This window comes from Streptomyces minutiscleroticus (genome assembly GCF_014650875.1).
Classification (GTDB): domain Bacteria; phylum Actinomycetota; class Actinomycetes; order Streptomycetales; family Streptomycetaceae; genus Streptomyces; species Streptomyces minutiscleroticus.
The window spans coordinates 171,121-189,434 of record NZ_BMVU01000001.1 but is presented as its reverse complement, the minus strand read 5'-3'; the positions used below and the strand labels follow the sequence as shown (position 1 = coordinate 189,434).

Annotated in this window: 15 protein-coding genes; 2 read left to right on the top strand and 13 right to left on the bottom strand. The window is 74.8% G+C overall.

The window, feature by feature from the left end:
- Nucleotides 1–76: 76 nt before the first annotated feature.
- The 8 genes from IE271_RS00675 to IE271_RS00640 form a co-directional block, all read right to left on the bottom strand.
- Nucleotides 77–430, bottom strand: coding sequence for a cytidine deaminase-like protein (locus IE271_RS00675; RefSeq protein ID WP_190188100.1), 354 nt, complete (start codon nucleotides 428–430; stop codon nucleotides 77–79).
- A gap of 83 nt (nucleotides 431–513) precedes the next feature.
- Nucleotides 514–873, bottom strand: coding sequence for an MmcQ/YjbR family DNA-binding protein (locus IE271_RS00670; RefSeq protein ID WP_190188099.1), 360 nt, complete (start codon nucleotides 871–873; stop codon nucleotides 514–516).
- Between the two features lie 25 nt (nucleotides 874–898).
- Nucleotides 899–2,209, bottom strand: a complete 1,311-nt coding sequence (locus IE271_RS00665) for a hemolysin family protein (protein ID WP_190188098.1) — start codon at nucleotides 2,207–2,209, stop codon at nucleotides 899–901.
- Nucleotides 2,206–2,703: an rRNA maturation RNase YbeY gene (ybeY, locus tag IE271_RS00660; protein WP_190188097.1), complete on the bottom strand. Its 498-nt coding sequence runs from the start codon at nucleotides 2,701–2,703 to the stop codon at nucleotides 2,206–2,208. The genes IE271_RS00665 and ybeY overlap by 4 nt, the downstream gene beginning before the upstream one ends.
- Nucleotides 2,704–2,715: 12 nt before the next feature.
- Complete coding sequence (locus IE271_RS00655; RefSeq protein ID WP_190188096.1) at nucleotides 2,716–3,786, bottom strand: PhoH family protein; 1,071 nt, start codon at nucleotides 3,784–3,786, stop codon at nucleotides 2,716–2,718.
- A 189-nt stretch (nucleotides 3,787–3,975) separates the two neighbouring features.
- Nucleotides 3,976–5,085: a carbohydrate kinase family protein gene (locus IE271_RS00650; RefSeq protein ID WP_229919068.1), complete on the bottom strand. Its 1,110-nt coding sequence runs from the start codon at nucleotides 5,083–5,085 to the stop codon at nucleotides 3,976–3,978.
- A gap of 142 nt (nucleotides 5,086–5,227) precedes the next feature.
- Complete coding sequence (locus IE271_RS00645; protein ID WP_229919067.1) at nucleotides 5,228–6,637, bottom strand: MFS transporter; 1,410 nt, start codon at nucleotides 6,635–6,637, stop codon at nucleotides 5,228–5,230.
- A gap of 932 nt (nucleotides 6,638–7,569) precedes the next feature.
- Nucleotides 7,570–8,925, bottom strand: a complete 1,356-nt coding sequence (locus IE271_RS00640) for a glucarate dehydratase family protein (RefSeq protein ID WP_229919066.1) — start codon at nucleotides 8,923–8,925, stop codon at nucleotides 7,570–7,572.
- 234 nt (nucleotides 8,926–9,159) lie between these two features.
- Here IE271_RS00640 and IE271_RS00635 point away from each other — a divergent pair, with 234 nt between their 5' ends.
- Both IE271_RS00635 and IE271_RS00630 read left to right on the top strand, forming a co-directional pair.
- Entirely contained in the window at nucleotides 9,160–9,978 is an 819-nt protein-coding gene (locus IE271_RS00635; RefSeq protein ID WP_190188095.1) for an IclR family transcriptional regulator, read from the top strand.
- A gap of 282 nt (nucleotides 9,979–10,260) precedes the next feature.
- Nucleotides 10,261–11,601 carry an MFS transporter gene (locus IE271_RS00630; RefSeq protein ID WP_190188094.1) on the top strand — a complete coding sequence of 447 codons (1,341 nt, stop codon included), beginning with the start codon at nucleotides 10,261–10,263 and terminating at the stop codon, nucleotides 11,599–11,601.
- Between the two features lie 93 nt (nucleotides 11,602–11,694).
- Here IE271_RS00630 and IE271_RS00625 read toward each other — a convergent pair whose 3' ends face one another.
- The 5 genes from IE271_RS00625 to IE271_RS00605 all read right to left on the bottom strand — a co-directional run bounded on the left by IE271_RS00625 (nucleotide 11,695) and on the right by IE271_RS00605 (nucleotide 18,229).
- A complete protein-coding gene (locus tag IE271_RS00625) occupies nucleotides 11,695–12,696 on the bottom strand; it encodes an adenosine deaminase (RefSeq protein ID WP_190188093.1) in 1,002 nt (333 codons plus the stop codon).
- A gap of 20 nt (nucleotides 12,697–12,716) precedes the next feature.
- Complete coding sequence (locus IE271_RS00620) at nucleotides 12,717–13,622, bottom strand: ribonuclease Z (protein ID WP_190188092.1); 906 nt, start codon at nucleotides 13,620–13,622, stop codon at nucleotides 12,717–12,719.
- A gap of 6 nt (nucleotides 13,623–13,628) precedes the next feature.
- Nucleotides 13,629–13,985 (bottom strand): histidine triad nucleotide-binding protein, encoded by a 357-nt coding sequence (locus IE271_RS00615; RefSeq protein ID WP_190188091.1) that lies wholly within the window; start codon nucleotides 13,983–13,985, stop codon nucleotides 13,629–13,631.
- A gap of 150 nt (nucleotides 13,986–14,135) precedes the next feature.
- Nucleotides 14,136–17,348, bottom strand: coding sequence for a S41 family peptidase (locus IE271_RS00610; protein WP_190188090.1), 3,213 nt, complete (start codon nucleotides 17,346–17,348; stop codon nucleotides 14,136–14,138).
- A gap of 143 nt (nucleotides 17,349–17,491) precedes the next feature.
- The gene (locus IE271_RS00605; protein WP_190188089.1) at nucleotides 17,492–18,229 is read right to left on the bottom strand and encodes a hypothetical protein; all 738 of its coding nucleotides are present in this window, start codon (nucleotides 18,227–18,229) and stop codon (nucleotides 17,492–17,494) included.
- Nucleotides 18,230–18,314 lie beyond the last annotated feature (85 nt).

Here is an 18,314-nt window from a genome sequence, read left to right as displayed (position 1 = left end):
GCCCCGCGGGCCGGAGTGCCGGAGAGCGCGGAGGGGCGGGCCCCGGCCCGCCCCTGCGCCTTCTTCCCGTCTCTCCTCAGCCGGCGGTGACGGCCTCGCGCACCGCGCCGTCGGGGCCCGCCAGGAACACCGGCGTGTCCGCGCCGCCGAGGTCGCGCACGGCCGCCAGGTCGTCGGCGGAGGCCGCCCCGGCCTCCGTCACCACGGCCGCCGCCTCCAGGGACTTCGCACCGGACGCCACGGCCATGGCCACGGCGGTCCGCAGCGCGCTCAGCCGCAGCGACGGCAGGTCCACCGTCCCCGCGACGTAGGTCCGTCCCGTCTCGTCGCGCACGGCCGCGCCCTCGGGCACTCCGTTGCGGGCCCGCGCCGAGCGGGCCAGGGTGATGATCTTGCGGTCCTCGGGGTCGAGCGCGCTGCTGTCGGTCATGCCCCGAGCATACGAAGCGCCCGCCCGGGTCCGCTCCCGGGGCGGCTCCCGCGGGCCCGGGGGCGGCGGCCGCGGAGCGGTTCTCAGGGGCGGTCGAGCCGCAGCCGCTCCGCCCGCGGCAGCCCCGCCACCACCAGGTCGTACGAGTCCTCGATCAGCTCCCGTACGAGGGTGTCCGGCAGGCCGCCGTCCACGGTGACCGTGTTCCAGTGGCGCTTGTTCATGTGCCGGCCCGGGACGATCAGCCCCGGGTGGCCGGCCCGCAGGCGCAGGGCGTCCTCCGGGCCGCACTTGAGGTTGACGGTGAGGGGACGCGCGGCCGGGTCCGTCAGCGCGAAGATCTTGCCGCACACCTTGAAGACCGAGGTCTGCGGGTTGAACGGGAAGTCCTCCACCGCCGCGTCGAACGACAGGCAGAACGCGCGCAGCTCCCCCGGTGTCATCCCCTCTCCCCCCTCCGTCACTCCGTCACTCCGCGCGCGCCGCCTCGTCCTCCCCGGGCCCGGCGGGCGGGACCGGCTCCACCAGGACGGTGACGATGCGGTTGCGGCGGCCGGCCGGGGCCTCCGCCGTCAGCCGCAGCTCGCGGCCGTCGGGCAGCGGCACCACCGCCGTGGCGCCGGCGATCGGCACCCGGCCCAGCGCCTTGGCCAGCAGGCCGCCCACGGTCTCCACGTCCTCGTCGTCGTAGGCCTCGATCCCGTACAGGTCGCCGAGGTCGCCGATGTCCAGGCGGGCGGTGACGCGGTAGCGGTCCTCGCCCAGCTCCTCGACGGGCGGCAGCTCCCGGTCGTACTCGTCGGTGATCTCGCCGACGATCTCCTCCAGGATGTCCTCGATGGTGACGATGCCGGCCGTGCCGCCGTACTCGTCGATGACGACGGCGACGTGGTTGCGTTCCTGCTGCATCTCGCGCAGCAGGTCGCCGGCGTTCTTGGTGTCGGGCACGAACGCCGCCGGACGCATCGCGGTCGACACCAGCTCGCTCTCCGCGTCCCGGCTGATGTGCGTCTTGCGGGCCAGGTCCTTCAGGTACACGATGCCGACGATGTCGTCCTCGCTCTCCCCGGTGACCGGGATGCGCGAGAAGCCCGAGCGCAGCGCGAGGGTGAGGGCCTGGCGGATCGTCTTGAACCGCTCGATGACCACCAGGTCCGTACGCGGCACCATCACCTCGCGCACGAGGGTGTCGCCCAGCTCGAAGACGGAGTGCACCATGCGGCGCTCCTCGGCCTCGATGAGCGACTCCTTCTCCGCCAGGTCCACCAGCGCGCGCAGCTCCGCCTCGGAGGCGAACGGACCGCGCCGGAAGCCCTTGCCCGGCGTCAGCGCGTTGCCGATGAGGATGAGCAGCGACGGGACGGGGCCCATGATCCGCGCGAGCGGCACCAGGACGTACGCCGCGGCCGTCGCCGTGTTCAGCGGGTGCTGGCGGCCGATGGTGCGCGGGGAGACCCCGACGGCCACGTAGGAGACGAGGACCATCACGGCGATGGCGACGACCAGGGCCTCCCAGGTCGCGTCGAACTGCCGCAGGCAGGCGTACGTCACGAGCGCGGCCGCCGCCATCTCGCAGGCCACGCGCACCAGCAGCGCGACGTTGAGGTAGCGGGTGGGGTCGGCGGCGACCTGGGCGAGCTTGGCGCCGCCGCGGCGGCCCGAGCGCACGGCCTCCTCGGCGCGGAAGCTGGAGACGCGGGCGAGCGCCGCCTCCGCGCAGGCGGCCAGCCACGCCACGACGACCAGGGCTATGGCGCCGAGGACCAGTTGCGCGCTCATGAGACGGTCGGGGCCGGGGAGGGACCGGTCAGGCCCTTCTCCGCGCGCCAGCCGTCCACGATGGCCGCCTGGAGGCCGAACATCTCGGCCTTCTCGTCCGGCTCCTCGTGGTCGTAACCGAGCAGGTGCAGCACCCCGTGGACGGTCAGGAGCTGGAGCTCCTCGTCCATGGAGTGCTGCGTCGGCGCCTCGGCGCCCTGCTTGGCGGCGACCTCGGGGCAGAGCACGATGTCGCCGAGCAGGCCCTGCGGCGGCTCGTCGTCGTCCTTCGCGGGCGGGCGCAGCTCGTCCATGGGGAAGGACATGACGTCCGTGGGACCGGACAGGTCCATCCACTGCACGTGCAGCTGCTCCATGGCGGCGGCGTCCACGACGATCACCGAGAGCTCGGACAGCGGGTGGATGCGCATCCGCGCGAGCGCGTAGCGGGCGATGTCGAGGATCGCCTGCTCGTCGACCTCGGTGCCGGACTCGTTGTTGACGTCGATCGACATGGGTGTGCTGGTCTACTTCCCTCTGGTGTCGGCCCGGCCGCGGCCGCCCTTGCGGACGCCGTTGCTCGTGCCGTTCTCGCTGTCGTACTTCTCGTACGCGTCGACGATACGGCCGACCAGCTTGTGCCGTACGACATCATGGGACGACAGGCGCGAGAAGTGGACGTCGTCGACGCCCTCCAGGATGTCCTGGACCTGGCGCAGACCGGACTTGGTGCCCTCGGGCAGGTCGACCTGGGTCACGTCGCCCGTAATGACGATCTTCGAGTCGAAGCCGAGGCGGGTGAGGAACATCTTCATCTGCTCGGGGCTCGTGTTCTGGGCCTCGTCCAGGATGATGAAGGCGTCGTTCAGCGTGCGGCCGCGCATGTAGGCCAGCGGCGCGACCTCGATCGTCCCGGCCGCCATCAGACGCGGGATCGAGTCGGGGTCGAGCATGTCGTGCAGCGCGTCGTACAGCGGGCGCAGGTACGGGTCGATCTTCTCGTAGAGCGTGCCGGGCAGGAAGCCCAGGCGCTCCCCCGCCTCCACCGCCGGGCGGGTCAGGATGATCCGGTTGACCTGCTTGGACTGCAGGGCCTGGACCGCCTTGGCCATGGCCAGGTAGGTCTTGCCGGTGCCGGCGGGGCCGATGCCGAAGACGATGGTGTGCTTGTCGATGGCGTCGACGTAGCGCTTCTGGTTCAGCGTCTTGGGGCGGATGGTGCGCCCGCGCGAGGACAGGATGTTCTGCGTGAGCACCTCGGCCGGGGTCTCCTGGCCGTCGCCCTCGCCGTTCTCGCTGGCCCGGAGCATGGCGATCGAGCGTTCCACTGCGTCCTCCGTCATCGGCTGTCCGGTGCGGAGCACCAGCATCATCTCGTCGAACAGGCGCTGGACGAGAGCGACTTCACGGGGGTCGCCGACCGCGCTGATCTCATTGCCCCGGACGTGGATGTCGGCCGCCGGGAAGGCCTTCTCGATCACGCGCAGGAGAGCGTCTCCGGACCCCAGTACGGTGACCATGGGGTGCTTGGCCGGGACGGCGAACCGCGCACGTGCGTGTCCCTGAGCGGGATTCTGCGCTGTGGGTGTGTCAGTCATGGGCCGGCTCTGTAAGCCTTGCTCGTCCTCCTCGTCGCGGGGCCAGCCAACGGGCTGCCTTGCACTTCCAGAGTACGTCGGAGCACCGGCAGGACCGTAGGTCTTTTCGCACGGCACCGCTCCGGGGCCGCTCCGGGGTCGCTCCGGGGCCGCCCGGGGGGCCCCGGAGTTCCACCCCGGCGCGGGCGCCTAGGTGTTGCGGCCGAAGCCGACCGTCGGGACCGCGCGGCGCAGCGGCCAGGGCCGCGCCTCCGCCGGGAGGAGGTCCTCCAGGAAGGCGTAGCGGGTCAGCGGGCCCGGCTCCTGGCCGCCGTAGGACTGCACGCGCCGCCACCAGGCCGCGATCTCGTCCCAGCCGGGCGCGGACAGGGAGCCGCCGAACTCCTGGACGGAGAGGGCGGCGGTGAGCCCGGCGAAGGCCAGCCGGTCGGCGAGGGACCAGCCGGCCAGGGTGCCCGTGACGAAGCCGGCGACGAAGACGTCCCCGGCGCCCGTCGGGTCGAGCGCCTCGACCTCGATGGCCGGGACCTCGGCGGTCTCGCCGGTGCGGCCGTCGACGGCGTACGCACCCTCGGAGCCCAGGGTGACCACGGCGAGCGGGACGTGCCGGGCCAGCGCGTGGGCGGCGGCGCGCGGGGAGTCCGTGCCGGTGTAGCGCATGGCCTCCTCGGCGTTCGGCAGGAACGCCTCGCAGTGCTCCAGGTCGGCCAGCGCGGCCAGGTCCCAGCGGCCGGTGTCGTCCCAGCCGACGTCGCCGAAGACGCGGGTGCCGCGGCGCGCGGCCTCGGCGATCCACGGCGCGCGGGTCCCGGGCGCCAGGGAGGCGACGGCGGCCCGGGCGCGCGGGGCGTGCACGGGCGCGGTCTTGGCGGCGGGCGGCGCGTGCCCGTGGGAGACCATGGTCCGCTCGCCCTCGTACGCCATCGAGACGGTGACCGGGGAGTGCCAGCCGGGCACCTTGCGGGAGGCGGAGAGGTCGATGTGCTCGCCCTGCTCCAGGGCGTCCCAGCAGTACTCGCCGTAGTGGTCGTCGCCGAAGGCGGCGGCCAGGGAGGTGCGCAGGCCGAGCCGGGCCAGCGCGGTCGCCATGTTCGCCACGCCGCCGGGGCTGGAGCCCATGCCGCGGGCCCAGGTCTCGGTGCCGCGCACCGGGGCGCGGTCGAGCCCGGTGAAGACGATGTCCAGGAAGACGGTGCCGGTGAGGTACACGTCCCAGGGCGGGTCCTCGGGAGTGCGCAGCCCGGCCAGCGGGTCGACCTGGGCGTGGCGGTGTCGTCGCTCTCCTTCGGACGCGGTCACGGTGCGCTCCCCTGCGGTGGTGCGGTTGCAGGCCAGTGTGCACCACCGGGCGGGGCGGACGGGGGCGGTGCCGCCTGCGTGGCGGGGCCGGTGGAGGGGCGGTGGGCCCGCCGCCCCGCCGGCCCCGGCGTGCCGGCCGGAATCAGGCCGACGCCGTTCCCGCGGGCCCCGGGTCCGCCGGGCGGGCCGCGCCGGGGGCGGTCCGGGAGCCGTCGGCCGCGGACGTCCCGGCACGGCGGGCGCGGACGCGGTCGTTGCGGCCGCCGCCGCGGACCAGCAGGACGCTGAGCGCGGCGAGGAAGCCGACCACGGTCAGGCCGACGAGGCCGCCCTCGGTGGAGCCGGTCGCGTCCTCGATCAGGCCGAACGCGGTGGGCGCGACGAAGCCGCCGAGGTTGCCGATGGAGTTGACCAGCGCGATGCCGGGGGCGGCGGCGCGGGCGTCGAGGTAGCTCTGCGGGATGGTCCAGAAGATCGGCGAGGCGGGTTTGAAGCCCATCGCGGCCAGGCACAGGGCGCCCAGGCCCGCCCAGGGCGAGACGAAAACGGCGAGGAGCGTGCCGCAGCCGCCGAGGACCAGCAGGGCGACCAGGACCGGGCGGCGCCTGCCGATCCGGTCCGAGAGGCGGCCGCTGACGTAGACGGCGGCGATCGCGCACAGCCACGGCACCGCGGTGAGCAGGCCCACCTGGAAGTCGCTCAGGCCGCCGATGTCGTCCACGATCGACGGCAGCCAGAACGTCACCGCGTACAGCGCGACGTTGATCGCGAAGTAGATCCACAGGAAGAGCAGTATCTGCGGGTCGGCGAGCAGCCTCCAGCGGGAGACGGGGGCGGTGCCGCGCCGCGCGTCGCGCTCGTCCTGCTCGGCGTCGATGACGGCGGCGAGGCCGCGCTTCTCCTCGTCGGTGAGCCAGGTGGCGCTCTCGATGCCGGAGTCCAGGAAGCGGTGGACCACGAAGCCGAGCACGACCGAGAAGACGCCCTCGACGAAGAACATCCACTGCCAGCCGGAGTGGCCCCATACGCCGTGCATCTCCATCAGCGCGCCCGAGACCGGGCCGACGAGGACGGTCGCGGTGCCGGAGCCCATCAGGAAGACCGAGGTGGCCCGGCCGCGGTGGGAGTCGGGCAGCCAGCGGCTGAAGTAGTAGATGACCGCGGGGAAGAAGCCGGCCTCGGCGACGCCGAGGAGGAAGCGCAGGGCGTAGAACATGCCCGCGCTGTTCACGAAGGCCATCAGGGTGGCGACGACACCCCAACTGATCATGATCCGGGTGAGCCAGATCTTCGGCCCGAAGCGCTCCATGAGCATGTTGGAGGGGACCTCGAAGAGGGCGTACGCGATGAAGAAGATGCCGGCGCCGAGGCCGAAGGCGGCGGCCGAGAGGCCCACGTCGGCGCGGAGTTCGTCCTGGGCGAAGCCGAGGTTGACGCGGTCCGTGTAGTTCGCGACGAACATCACGAAGAACAGCGGGACGACCCGCCGGAAGATCTTCCTGACGGCCGACCGGACGGCGGGCGGATGCGGGGCGGGGGCTACTGCGGACACGAGCGGCTCCGATCGTGGCAGGAGGGGGAAGGGGCGGGCCGGGTCTCGCTGACCTCCCGGCCCCGGGAGCCCGTACGCGGTGTCCGTCCGGCGGGCGGCTCGGACCGCCGGACGGGTGGGGGGCACCGCGGGTGGCGGCCGGGAAGGGCTCGCCGCGGGGTGGAACGGTCACCGTCGTCGGCGCCGGTGGCCGTTCCACCGGCGCCGACGACCGCCCCGCCACCGCCGCCGGGGACGGCCCGTCGACGGGGCGGTGGGGCGTCACGCCGGTGGCGGCCCGGCCACCGGCGCCTCCGGTGGAGGGGTCTCCGCCGCCGGGACGGCGGGCCGCCCCTGGTGACGGCGGATGACCGGGCGGACGGCGGTCCGCCGCCGTCGGCGGCGGACCGTACCGTCAGCGGCGGGCACCGCGCCGTCGGCGAGGCACCGCGCCGTCGGCGGCGGGCCGCCGCCATCGGCGGGGGCTGCCGCCGAGGACGGCGCACTGCAGACAGCGGTGGACCGCTGCCGTCGGCGAGGGCTGCCACCAAGGACGCCGAGCCGCCGCCGTCGACCGCGGCTGCCGCCGCCGAGGCGGGCCTCCGGCACCGGCGGCGGGCCACCACCGGTGCCCGTGGGCACCCTCGCGTCGGCGACGGGCCCCTGCCGACCACGGTGGGCCGCCGCCGTCGGCGCGGGCTGCGCTGTCGACTGCGGCTGCCGCCGCCGAGGCGGGCCTCCGGCACCGGCGGCGGGCCGTCGCCACCACCGGAAGCGGATGTCCGCCACCGGCAGTGAGCGCACCCGCCGGCGGCGGGCCGTCGCCACCACCGGGAGCGGAGCCCCACCGCCGACGGTGGCCGCCGCCACCGGGAGCGGGCGCCTCCGCCACCGGCGGTGGTCCCCCTCGTCCGGCGCCGGGCCGTGGCCCGCCCCTCGCCGGACGGCGGCTCTCACCAGCGCGGGACCGCCGGCGTCACCCAGTCCGGGTCGGCGACGCGCATGGCGGCCGCGTCGTCGCGCTCGCGCAGCGTGCCGTCGTCGTCGAGCCACCGCCGGTGCAGGAGGGCCAGCTTGTCGCGGTCGAGTTCGACGCCGAGGCCGGGCGCGTCGGAGACCCGCACCCTGCCGCCCTCGAAGGCGATGCGCTCGGTCAGCACGTCCTCGGACTGCCAGGGGTAGTGGGAGTCGCAGGCGTGGTGCAGGCCGGGGACGGTCGAGGCGACATGGGTCATCGCGGCGAGGGATATCCCCAGGTGGGTGTTGGAGTGCATGGACACGTCGACACCGAACGCGCGGCAGATCGCCGCCAGCTCGCGGGTGTTGCGCAGCCCGCCCCAGTAGTGGTGGTCGCAGAGCACGACCTGGACGGCGTCCTTGGTGAACGCCTCCTTGATCTCCGCGAAGGTCGTCACGCACATGTTCGTCGCCAGCGGGACGCCCGCCCGCCGCCCGCCGCCCCCGTCCGAGACGCCTCGCGCCGCCCCCTTCAGCCGGGCGGCCACCTCGGCCATCGCCGCGGTGCCCAGCGCCGGGTCCTCCAGGTACTCCAGGACGTCCGCGAGGGCGTCGGCGACCTTCAGGGAGGTCTCCACGGACCAGGCGCCGTTGGGGTCGAGGCGCAGCGGGTGCCCGGGGAACGCCTCGGCGAGCGCCCGGACCGCGGCGATCTCCTCCTCGGGCGGGAAGACGCCGCCCTTGAGCTTGAAGGAGGTGAAGCCGTACCGCTCCGTGAACCTGCGGGCCTGCTCGACGACCCCGGCCGGGTCGACGGCGGCGCCCCAGTCGTCCTTCTCGCTCTTCACGCCCTCGGGGTGGTCGGCCCACTTGTAGAACAGGTACGCGCTGTACTCGACGGCGTCGCGGACCTTGCCGCCCAGCAGCGCGTGCACGGGCAGGCCGAGGGCCTTGCCGTAGGCGTCGAGGCAGGCCACCTCGAAGCCGGAGACGACGGAGAGCCGGAGCTTGTCGGCGGTCTGGACGCCGCGCAGACCGCCGACGTCGACCTGGTCGACCACCCGCGACCGGTCGACGGCGACCTCGTCGGCGACGGTGAACAGCCCGTTGAGGTCGTGCGCCTGGCGGCCCACGAGCAGTTCGGCGAAGGGCCGGGCCAGCTCCAGGTACTTGGTGTCGCCGTAGGTCTCGCCGACTCCGGTGGTCCCGTCGGCGAGGACCACCTCGACGATCAGGCGGGGCGTGTACGGCTGGTGGACGCCCTGGGTGTTCAGCAGCGGCGGGTCGGCGACGAGGATCGGCGTGAGCCGCACCTCGGTGATGGTGAGGTCGCGGGTTCCGGCGGCGGTCACAGGGCGGCTCCTACGGGGTCCGGGGCGGGTCGGATCGGCGGGCGGCGAGAGGGCCGGGCGGTGCGGCGGCTCCCTCACGGCACCGTCGGCGACCCGCACGCTGTCTCCGTATGTAGACATCATCCACGTATGAAGATGGAGAGTAGAGAGGCGGACCGGTGGCGTCAATGGGTCCGCACGGTCAGGCCGGCCGCGGGCCGGTCGGACCGGCCCCGCCGCGACTACGATCGGCGCATGTCGGAGACAGGGTTCGGGGCCGCGCGCGCACACCGGGAGACGGCCGGCGTGCGCGAGGTGAAGTCGGCGGCCCGCACGGTGGACCTGCTGGAACTGCTGGCCGCGCGCGGCGACCGCCCCGCGCGCCTCCAGGAGCTCGCGGACGAGCTGGACGTGCCGCGCAGCTCCATGTACGCGCTGCTGCAGACCCTGATCGCCCGCGGCTGGGTGCGCACGGACGTCACCGGCTCCCTGTACGGCATCGGCATCCACGCCCTGCTGACCGGCACCGGCTACCTGGACTCCGACCCGCGCGTGCGCGTCGTGCGCCCCTACCTCGACGAGGCCTCGGAGGCGCTCGGCGAGACCATCCACCTGGCCCGCCTGGACGGCCGCGACGTCGCCTACCTCGCGACCCGGGAGTCCCACGAGTACCTGCGCACGATCAGCCGCGTGGGCCGTCGGCTGCCCGCGCACGTGGGCGCGCTCGGCAAGGCGCTGCTGGCCGAACGGCCGGACGCGGAGCTGCCCGAGGGTCCGTACGAGGCCCTGACGCCCCACACGCACACCGACCGGGCGGCACTGCTGGCCGACCTCGCGGCGACCCGGGAGCGCGGGTACTCCGTGGACCGCGAGGAGGGCGTCCTCGGCATCGTCGGCTTCGGCTTCGCGCTGCGCTACGACAGCCCGGCACAGGACGCCGTCAGCTGCTCCGTGCCGGCGGCCCGGCTGACACCGGCCCACGAGGAGCGGATCGTCGCCGTGATGCGGGAGATCCGGCTGAAGATCGAGGCGGCGGCCCCCGGCGGCACGGCGGCCGCTCCGCACTGGCGCTGAACGGCACCCGGCCGCCCTCGAAGAGACCTCGACTCCGCACGTCGGAGGGGGTTTCGGCATGCCCTCGAAGTGACGTCCGGGCGATGCGGAGGCGACAGAGGGGCAAAGTTGCTACCCCTTGGGGGCGAGCGCAAACCACATGTGTCTCAGATCACGGCTTCCCGGCTTCGTGACACGACTTCGTGCTTGATACAAATTGCCCGCGCGTTCCTGTCCGTCGACAGCCGCAGCCTCCCCTCCCTCTTTCCTGTGCCGCTCCTTCCGCATGCCCTGGGAACGCCCGTGTCCTCCCCCCGCACCGCCCCCTGGCCGCTCGTCGCCGTCTTCACGGCCGGCTACCTGGCCTCCTACCTCCTCCCCACCACCGTCGGCAGGCTCGACGCCTCGCTTCCGCTCACCGCCACCCAGGCGGGCTCGGTCGGCAGCGCGCTGCTGCTGAGCTCCGCCACGGCCGGCTTCCTGCTGGCCTCCCGCGTCGAACGCCTCGGCGTGCGGCGCACCGCCCGCGCCGGGCTGCTGCTCGCCGTCGCCGGCTACGGCCTCGCCGCCGTGTCGGGCTCCGTCCCCGCCGTCGTCGCGGGCGCCGTCCTCGGCGGCCTCGGCTCCGGCACCGCCACCACCGTGGCCGCCACCGGCATCGCCGCGCTGCGCGACCCGCACCGCGGCTCCACGCTCGGCCTGCTCAGCGTGTCCGCGCTGGCCGGGGCCCTGTACCTGACGGTGCCGCACCTCGGCCCCGGACACGGGCTGCCGTTCGCCGCGCTCGCGCTCACGGCCCTGCTGGTGTGGCCCGCCACCGCCCGCCTCGGCGGCACGTCCGCGGCCGGGCACACGGCGGCCCCCGCGGGCCGGCTGCCCTACCGCCGCCCGGGCCTGGTGCTCGCCGCCGCGATGCTCTGCTGGTCCATGGCGCAGAACTCCCTGTGGGGCGTCAGCAGCCGCATCGGCACCGAGCAGGCGGGCCTGAGCGAGGTCACCGTCGGCGCCGTGTTCGCGATCGCGCTGGGCGCCGGGCTGGTCGGCGTGCTCGGCGCGGGCGCGCTGGGCGCGCGGCTCGGCCGGGCCCTGCCGATCGGCGTGGGCACCGCGCTGATCGCCGGCTCCGTCCTCGTCAGCGCCCGCGCCGACGGTCTCGCCGGCTTCGCGGGCGGCGAGATCGCCTGGAACACGCTCTACCCGATCGTGCTGTCGTACCTGATGGGCCTCGCCGCCTCGCTGGACCCGCGCGGCCGCTGGGCCGTGCTCGCGGGCTCGGCGTCCTCGCTCGGCACGGCGTGCGGCCCGCTGGCCGGCAGTCTGCTCTCGGCGGCCGCGGGCTACCCAGGGATGGGCCTGACCCTGGCCGCGCTGCTGCTGGCCCTCGCGCTGCCGCTGGCCGCCGTCGCCCTGCACACCGGCGGCCGGCCACTGCTGCCCGGCGCCGTGCGCCGCCGCGGCGGTACGCCCGTCGCCGTCCTGGCCGCCACCGCGGGCGCGCCCACGGGCACGGTCCCCGAGGTCGGCGCGCCGGAGCAGCCGGTCGTGGAGATCGAGGTCGAAACCCGTGCGGCCGACCGCCGGGAGTACGGCACGGCGGGCCCGCAGCTCACCGCGGCCGCGCCGGGCCCGGCCGCCGAGGGCTGAGCCCGGGCGGGGCCCGCAGGCCGGCCGGAGGCCCGTGCCCGGACGGCGGGGTCCGTCCGGCCTGCGCGACCCGGCCTGCGCGACCCCCCGGCCCTATCCCTCCCGCTCGAAGTCGTACGCCTCGACCTCGGCGAGGTAGCGCGCCCTGCGCTCCTCGTCGTGGTCGAGGAACGCCGCGAGGAAGGAGTTGCGGGCCAGCTCGCGCAGCCGCTCCCGGCTCAGCCCGAGGGTGTCGCGGACGGCGCGGAGGTTGTCCTCGGCGTAGCCGCCGAAGTACGCCGGGTCGTCGGAGTTGACCGTGCACAGCAGGCCCGCGTCCAGCATCGCGGGCAGCGGGTGGTGCGCCAGGTCCTCGACGGCGCGCAGCCGGACGTTCGACAGCGGGCACAGGGTCAGCGGCACCCGCTCGCGCACCAGCCGCTCCACGAGGGCGGGGTCCTCCATGCAGCGCAGCCCGTGGTCGACGCGCTCCACGCCGAGCACGTCGAGCGCCTCGGCGATGTACTCCGGCGGGCCCTCCTCGCCCGCGTGGGCGACCCGGCGCAGCCCGAGCGCGGCCGCCGCCTCGTACACCGCGCGGAACTTCGCCGGCGGGTTGCCGACCTCGGCCGAGTCCAGGCCGACCCCGACGATCCGGTGCAGGTACGGGCGGGCCGCCTCCAGTGTCTCCAGGGCGGACTCGGCCGGTTCGTCCCGCAGGAAGCACAGGATCAACCCGGTGGAGACGCCGTGCCGCTCCTCGCTGCGGTCCAGGGCGCGGGCGAGCCCCTCGACCACCGTGCCGATGCCGACGCCGCGCGAGGTGTGGGCCTGCGGGTCGAAGAAGATCTCCGCGTGCCGCACGCCCTGCGCGGCGGCCCGCGCGAGGTAGGCGTCGGCGAGGTCCGCGAAGTCCTGCTCGGTGCGCAGGACCGCCATCAGTTCGTAGTACAGGTCCAGGAACGACTGGAGGTCGGAGAAGCTGTAGACCTCGCGCAGGGCGTCCTCGTCGGCGTACGGCAGCTCGACGCCGTTGCGCTCGGCGAGCGCGAAGGCCAGCTCCGGTTCGAGTGTGCCTTCGATGTGCAGGTGCAGTTCGGCTTTGGGTAGGGGCATCATCGCATCGTACGGCCTGGTCACCTGCGTTTCGGTACCGGCACCCGCAGCAGGTCGTACGCCACCGTCAGCTCGCCCTCGAAGCCCGCGGCCCGCGCCTGCCGCTCGAACTCCTCGGGGTCGGTGTAGCGCTGGCTGAAGTGGGTCAGCACCAGGTGCCGCACGCCCGCCTCGCGCGCCACGCGGGCCGCCTGCCCGGCGGTGAGGTGGCCGTGCTCGGTGGCCAGCGGCTCGTCCTCGTCGAGGAAGGTGGACTCGATGACGAGCATGTCGCAGCCCTCGGCGAGCGCGTGCACGCCGTCGCACAGCCGGGTGTCCATCACGAAGGCGAAGCGCTGCCCGCGCCGCACCTCGCTGACCTGGTCGAGCGTGACGCCGCCGAGGACGCCCTCGCGCTGGATGCGGCCGACGTCGGGCCCCCTGAGACCGTGCTCGGCGAGGAGCGCGGGCAGCATCCGCCGCCCGTCGGGCTCCACGAGCCGGTAGCCGTACGACTCGACGGGGTGGGAGAGGCGGCGCGCCTCCAGCGTGTACGAGGGCGCGGTGGCGAGCACGCCGTCGGCGTCGACCGGCGCCTCGGTGAGCGGGACGGTCTCGCGGTAGGCGGTCGCGTACCGCAGCCGGTCGTAGAAGTGCTGGCCGCTCCTCGGGTAGTGCGCGGTGACCTCGTGCGGGACCCGGTCGAGGTTGACGCGCTGGATGACGCCGGCCAGGCCCAGGCAGTGGTCGCCGTGGAAGTGCGTGACGCAGATCCGGTTCAGGTCGTGCGCGGCGACCCCGGCGCGCAGCATCTGGCGCTGGGTGCCCTCACCGGGGTCGAAGAGGATGCCCTCGCCGTCCCAGCGCAGCAGGTAGCCGTTGTGGTTGCGGTGCCGGGTGGGCACCTGGCTGGCGGTGCCCAGGACCACCAGTTCGCGTACGGACACGGCGGACTACCCCGGGGGCCACTGCAGGCCGCGGCCGCCGAGCACGTGGGCGTGCACGTGGAAGACGGTCTGCCCGGCGTCCTTGCCGGTGTTGAGGACGATCCGGTAGCCGTCGCCGAGCTTCTCGTCGGCGGCGACCTCGCCGGCGGTGCGCAGCACGTCGGCGGTGAGCGCCGGGTCGGCGGCGGCCAGGGAGGCGGCGTCCGGGTGGTGGGCCTTGGGGATGACCAGCACGTGGGTGGGCGCCTGGGGGTTTATGTCGCGGAAGGCGAGGGTCGTCTCGCTCTCGCGCACGACGGTCGCCGGGACGCTGCCCTCGACGATCCTGCAGAACAGGCAGTCGGCCTGCGCCTCACCTGACATCCCGCTCGCTCCTCCACCGGTCGGCACGACGTATGACGTACGACGGGCATGCTAGCGGCCCGCGCCGGGCGCCCGTGTCCCGGGCGCCCGCGGGGCGACGGGCCGCCCGGCGGGGTGGCGGACCGGCCGGTCCGCCACCCCGCCGGGCGGTCACTCCCCGGGCAGTCGCGGCGCCGTCTTCGGCGGGTTCTGCTCCAGGGACGCCAGGGCCGTGCGGACCGCCTCGTCGAGCTGGGTGTCGCGGCCCGCGGCGTGGTCCTGCGGCGCCTGGACCACCTCGATGTCGGGGTCCACGCCGTGGTTCTCCACGCCCCAGCCGTACCCGTCCAGCCAGAAGGCGTACTTCGGCTGGGTGACGAGCGTGCCGTCGACCAGGCGGTAGCGGCTGTCGATGCCGACGACGCCGCCCCAGGTACGGGTGCCGACGACCGGGCCGATGCCGAGCGCCTTGATCGCCGCGTTGACGATGTCGCCGTCCGAGCCGGAGAACTCGTTGGCGACGGCGACGACGGGGCCGCGCGGCGCGTCCTCCGGGTAGCTCTGCGGGCGTGCCCCGCGCGGCAGGTCCCAGCCGACGATCCGCCGGGCGAGCTTCTCCACGACGAGCTGCGAGGTGTGGCCGCCGCGGTTCTCCCGCAGGTCCACCACCAGGCCGTCGCGGGCGACCTCGACGCGCAGGTCGCGGTGGAGCTGTGCCCAGCCGGAGCCGACCATGTCCGGCACGTGCAGGTAGCCCAGGCGCCCGCCGGACCTGTCGTGCACGTAGGCGCGGCGGTCGGCGACCCACGCGTGGTAGCGCAGCGGCTCCTCGTCGGCGACGGGCACGACGACCGCGTGCCGCGGGTCGCCGCCGCCCGCGGGCAGGATCGTCAGCTCGACCGGCTTGCCGGCCGTGCCGACCAGCAGCGGGCCCGGCCCCTTCACCGGGTCCACGGGCTGCCCGCCCACGGCGACGATCGCGTCCCCGGCGCGCACCGCGACACCGGGCGCGGACAGCGGTGCCCGCGCGTCCGGGTCGGAGGTCTCCGAGGGCAGGATCCGGTCGATGCGCCAGCTGCCGTCCTCGTGCCGGGAGACGTCCGCGCCGAGCAGCCCCTGCCGCTCGCCGCGCCCGCCGCCGCGCGGGGTGACGTACGCGTGCGAGGTGCCCAGCTCGCCCTGCACCTCCCAGAGCAGGTCGACCAGGTCGTCGTGGGTGGCGACCCGGTCGAGGACGGGCCGGTAGCGGTCCAGGACGGCGTCCCAGTCCACGCCGCCGAGGTCGGGGCGCCAGAAGTTGTCCCGCATGAGGCGGCCGGCCTCGTCGTACATCTGCCGCCACTCGGCGGCCGGGTCGACGGTCCGGCGGACACGGGAGAGGTCGACGGTGATGTTGGTGTCGCTCTCCTCGTCGTTCGAGGCGCGCCGGTCACTGGGGACGACCTTGAGCTTGCCGTCGGTCCACAGCAGCACCCGCTTGCCGTCGCCGGTGACCGTGTAGTGGTCGGCGTCCACGGCGAGGTGCTCGACGCGCCGCTGGACGAGGTCGTAGCGCTCCAGCTCGCTGCGCGGGTCCGGGTCGTCCGGGGTGGCCCGGGAGGAGCCGAGCACGCCGCGCACCGGGTGGCGCAGCCACAGCACCCCGTCCTTGGCGGCCCGCAGCGTCGAGTAGCGGGCGGCCTCGACCGGGAAGGGCACGATGCGGTCGGCGAGTCCGTCCAGGTCGATGCGGGTGGCGGGCGAGCCCTCGCTGTCGGGCGTCTCGTCCTTGTCCGGCGCGTCGAAGGGGCGGCCGTGGCGCTGCGGCCCGAACGGCGACGGCGTGGTCGCCGCGAGGGTGATCAGGTACGGCCGGGAGCCGCCGACGAAGACCAGGTCGAAGACGTGCTCGTCGTAGACGGGGTCGAAGGAGCGGGCCGAGAGGAAGGCGAGGTGCTTGCCGTCGGCCGTGAACGCCGGCGAGTAGTCGCGGAACCTCAGCGGCGTCGCCTCGGTCACCGACAGGTCGGCGGTGTTGGCGAGCTTGAGCCGGCGCAGCGGGCTCGGGCCGGGGTGCGACCAGGCGAGCCAGGCGGAGTCGGGCGAGAAGACCAGCCCGGACACGTCGCCGTCCTCGCTCCGGTCGACCTCTCTGACCTCGCCGGTCTCCCGCTCCACCAGCAGGACCCTGCCGTCGTGCGAGGCGACGGCGGCGCGGCTGCCGTCGGGCGCCACCGCCAGGCCGAGCACCCGGCCGAGCTGCCCGGCGGCGAGCCGGCGCGGCGTGGCGCCGGGCGCGGTGCCGGTGGCGGGCGCGAACTCCAGGGCGTCGTCGCCCTCCGCGTCCGTCACCCACACCACGTGCTCCTCGCCGTCCGCGCGGAAGGCTCGGGGCAGCCGGGCGCGTACGCCCTGCTCGGCGGCGAGCGCGCGGGCCGGGCCCGAGCGGTGGGTGACCCAGTGGACGGCGCCGCGCACGCAGACGGCGCTGCCGCGGCCCGTGTGGTCGGGCGCGGCGGAGCCGAACCAGTGCGCGGCCCGTACGGGGTACGGCTGGAGGTCGACGCGCTGCCCGCCGAGCCGGACGTCGAGCCGCCGCGGCTCCGCCCCGTCCAGGTCGTCCAGGAGCCACAGCTCGCCGGCGGACGCGTACACGACGCGGGTGCCGTCGGTGGTGGCGTGCCGGGCGTAGAACGCCCCCTCGTCCACCGGGGTGTGCCTGCGCAGGTCGGAGCCGTCCGCGAGGGACGAGTAGACGGCCCCCACGCCCTCGTGGTCGGAGAGGAACACGATCCGCTCCCCCGCCCACGACGGCGCCTCGACGTTCCCGTCGAGGTCCTCGTGGAGGCGGACGAACTCGCCGTCGCCCGTGCGGTCGATCCACAGCTTGCCCGCGGTGCCGCCGCGGTAGCGCTTCCACCACGCGGCCTCGCGGTTCATGGTCGCGGAGAGCAGCACGACCTGCCCGTCCGGGCCGTACGCGACATCGCCCACGGGGCCGTACGGGAGGGTGGTGGCGGGACCGCCGTCGAGCGGGACGGCCCGGGCCCAGCTGCGTCTCAGCGACGCCTGGCCCTGCGCGCTGATCGCGAGCACCTGCCCGTCGGGGGTCCAGCCGCGCACCTGGGTGCGGGCGTCGCCCCAGTACGTCAGCCGCTCGGCCGGGCCGCCGTCGACCGGGGCCAGGTGGACCTCGGGGGCGCCGTCGCGCAGGGAGGTCCAGGCGATGCGGGTGCCGTCCGGCGAGATGCGCGGGTGGTTCACCGGTACGTTGTCGGCGCTGACCCGCCAGGCGCGGCCGCCGTCGAGCGGCGCGACCCAGACGTCGTCCTCGGCGGTGAAGGCGAGCAACTCGCCGTGCAGGTGCGGAAACCGGAGATAAGCAGACTGCGCAGACTGTGTCACCCGGTCCACCCTATGCAGCCGTCACGGCGGCGGACAGGGGTTTGGATCACCCGACCTGCGCGAAGGGCGGCCCGCCGCGGGCACCGGGCGCCGCGGCGGCCGCCCCGGCGCCGGCGGCCGTCGCGGCGCCGTCCGCCCCGGGGTCACTTGCCGTCGGGCCAGCAGCCCGGGTCCTCCCGGCACCAGACGGTCTTGGTGACGGTCTCGGTGACGGCCGGGCCGGGCTGCTGCCAGCCGCCGTCGCCCTGGTGGTCGCCGTCGCCCTGGCCGTCGCCCTGGTGGCCGTCGTCGGACGGGGTCCAGGAGGGGACGGTGGTCGGCTCGTCGTCGGGGGTGCAGTCGCCGATCACGTCCAGGCGGAACCACTCCTTGTCCCCGACCTTCGCGACGAGGTCGCCGCGGACGCACTCGCCCTCCACGACCTGCGTCACCCAGCCCTTGAGGGTGATGTCGCGGCCGTCCTTCGTCTCGCCCTGGCAGTCGACGTCGACCACGGAGTTCCCGGTGGTGGAACCTCCGTCACCACCGCCGCCGTCGTTCTTGCCGCCGTCCTGGCTGCCGTCACCGCTGCCGCCGTCGTTCTTGCCACCGTCGTGGCTGCCGTCACCGCTGCCGCCGTCGTTCTTGCCACCGTCCTGGCTGCCGTCACCGCTGCCGCCGTCGTTCTTGCCACCGTCACCGCTGGCGCCGTCGTTCTTGCCGCTGCCGCCGTCGGCGCTTCCGTCGCCGTTCCCGCCGTCCCGGTAGGACGCGCCGCAGCTGAGCCACGCCACGTCGACGCCCTGCCGCTCCAGCTCCCGGGTCCCGGCCTCGTCGGTGGTGTAGGCCACGGTCGAGGTGTTGAAGTCGCCCGCCGGCTCGCACGCGGTCAGGGCGACCACGGCCGCCACGGCGGCCCCGGCTGCGACGGCCCCCCGACGGGCGCCCCGACGGCCCCATACACGCCTCAATGCCCCCATGTACGGC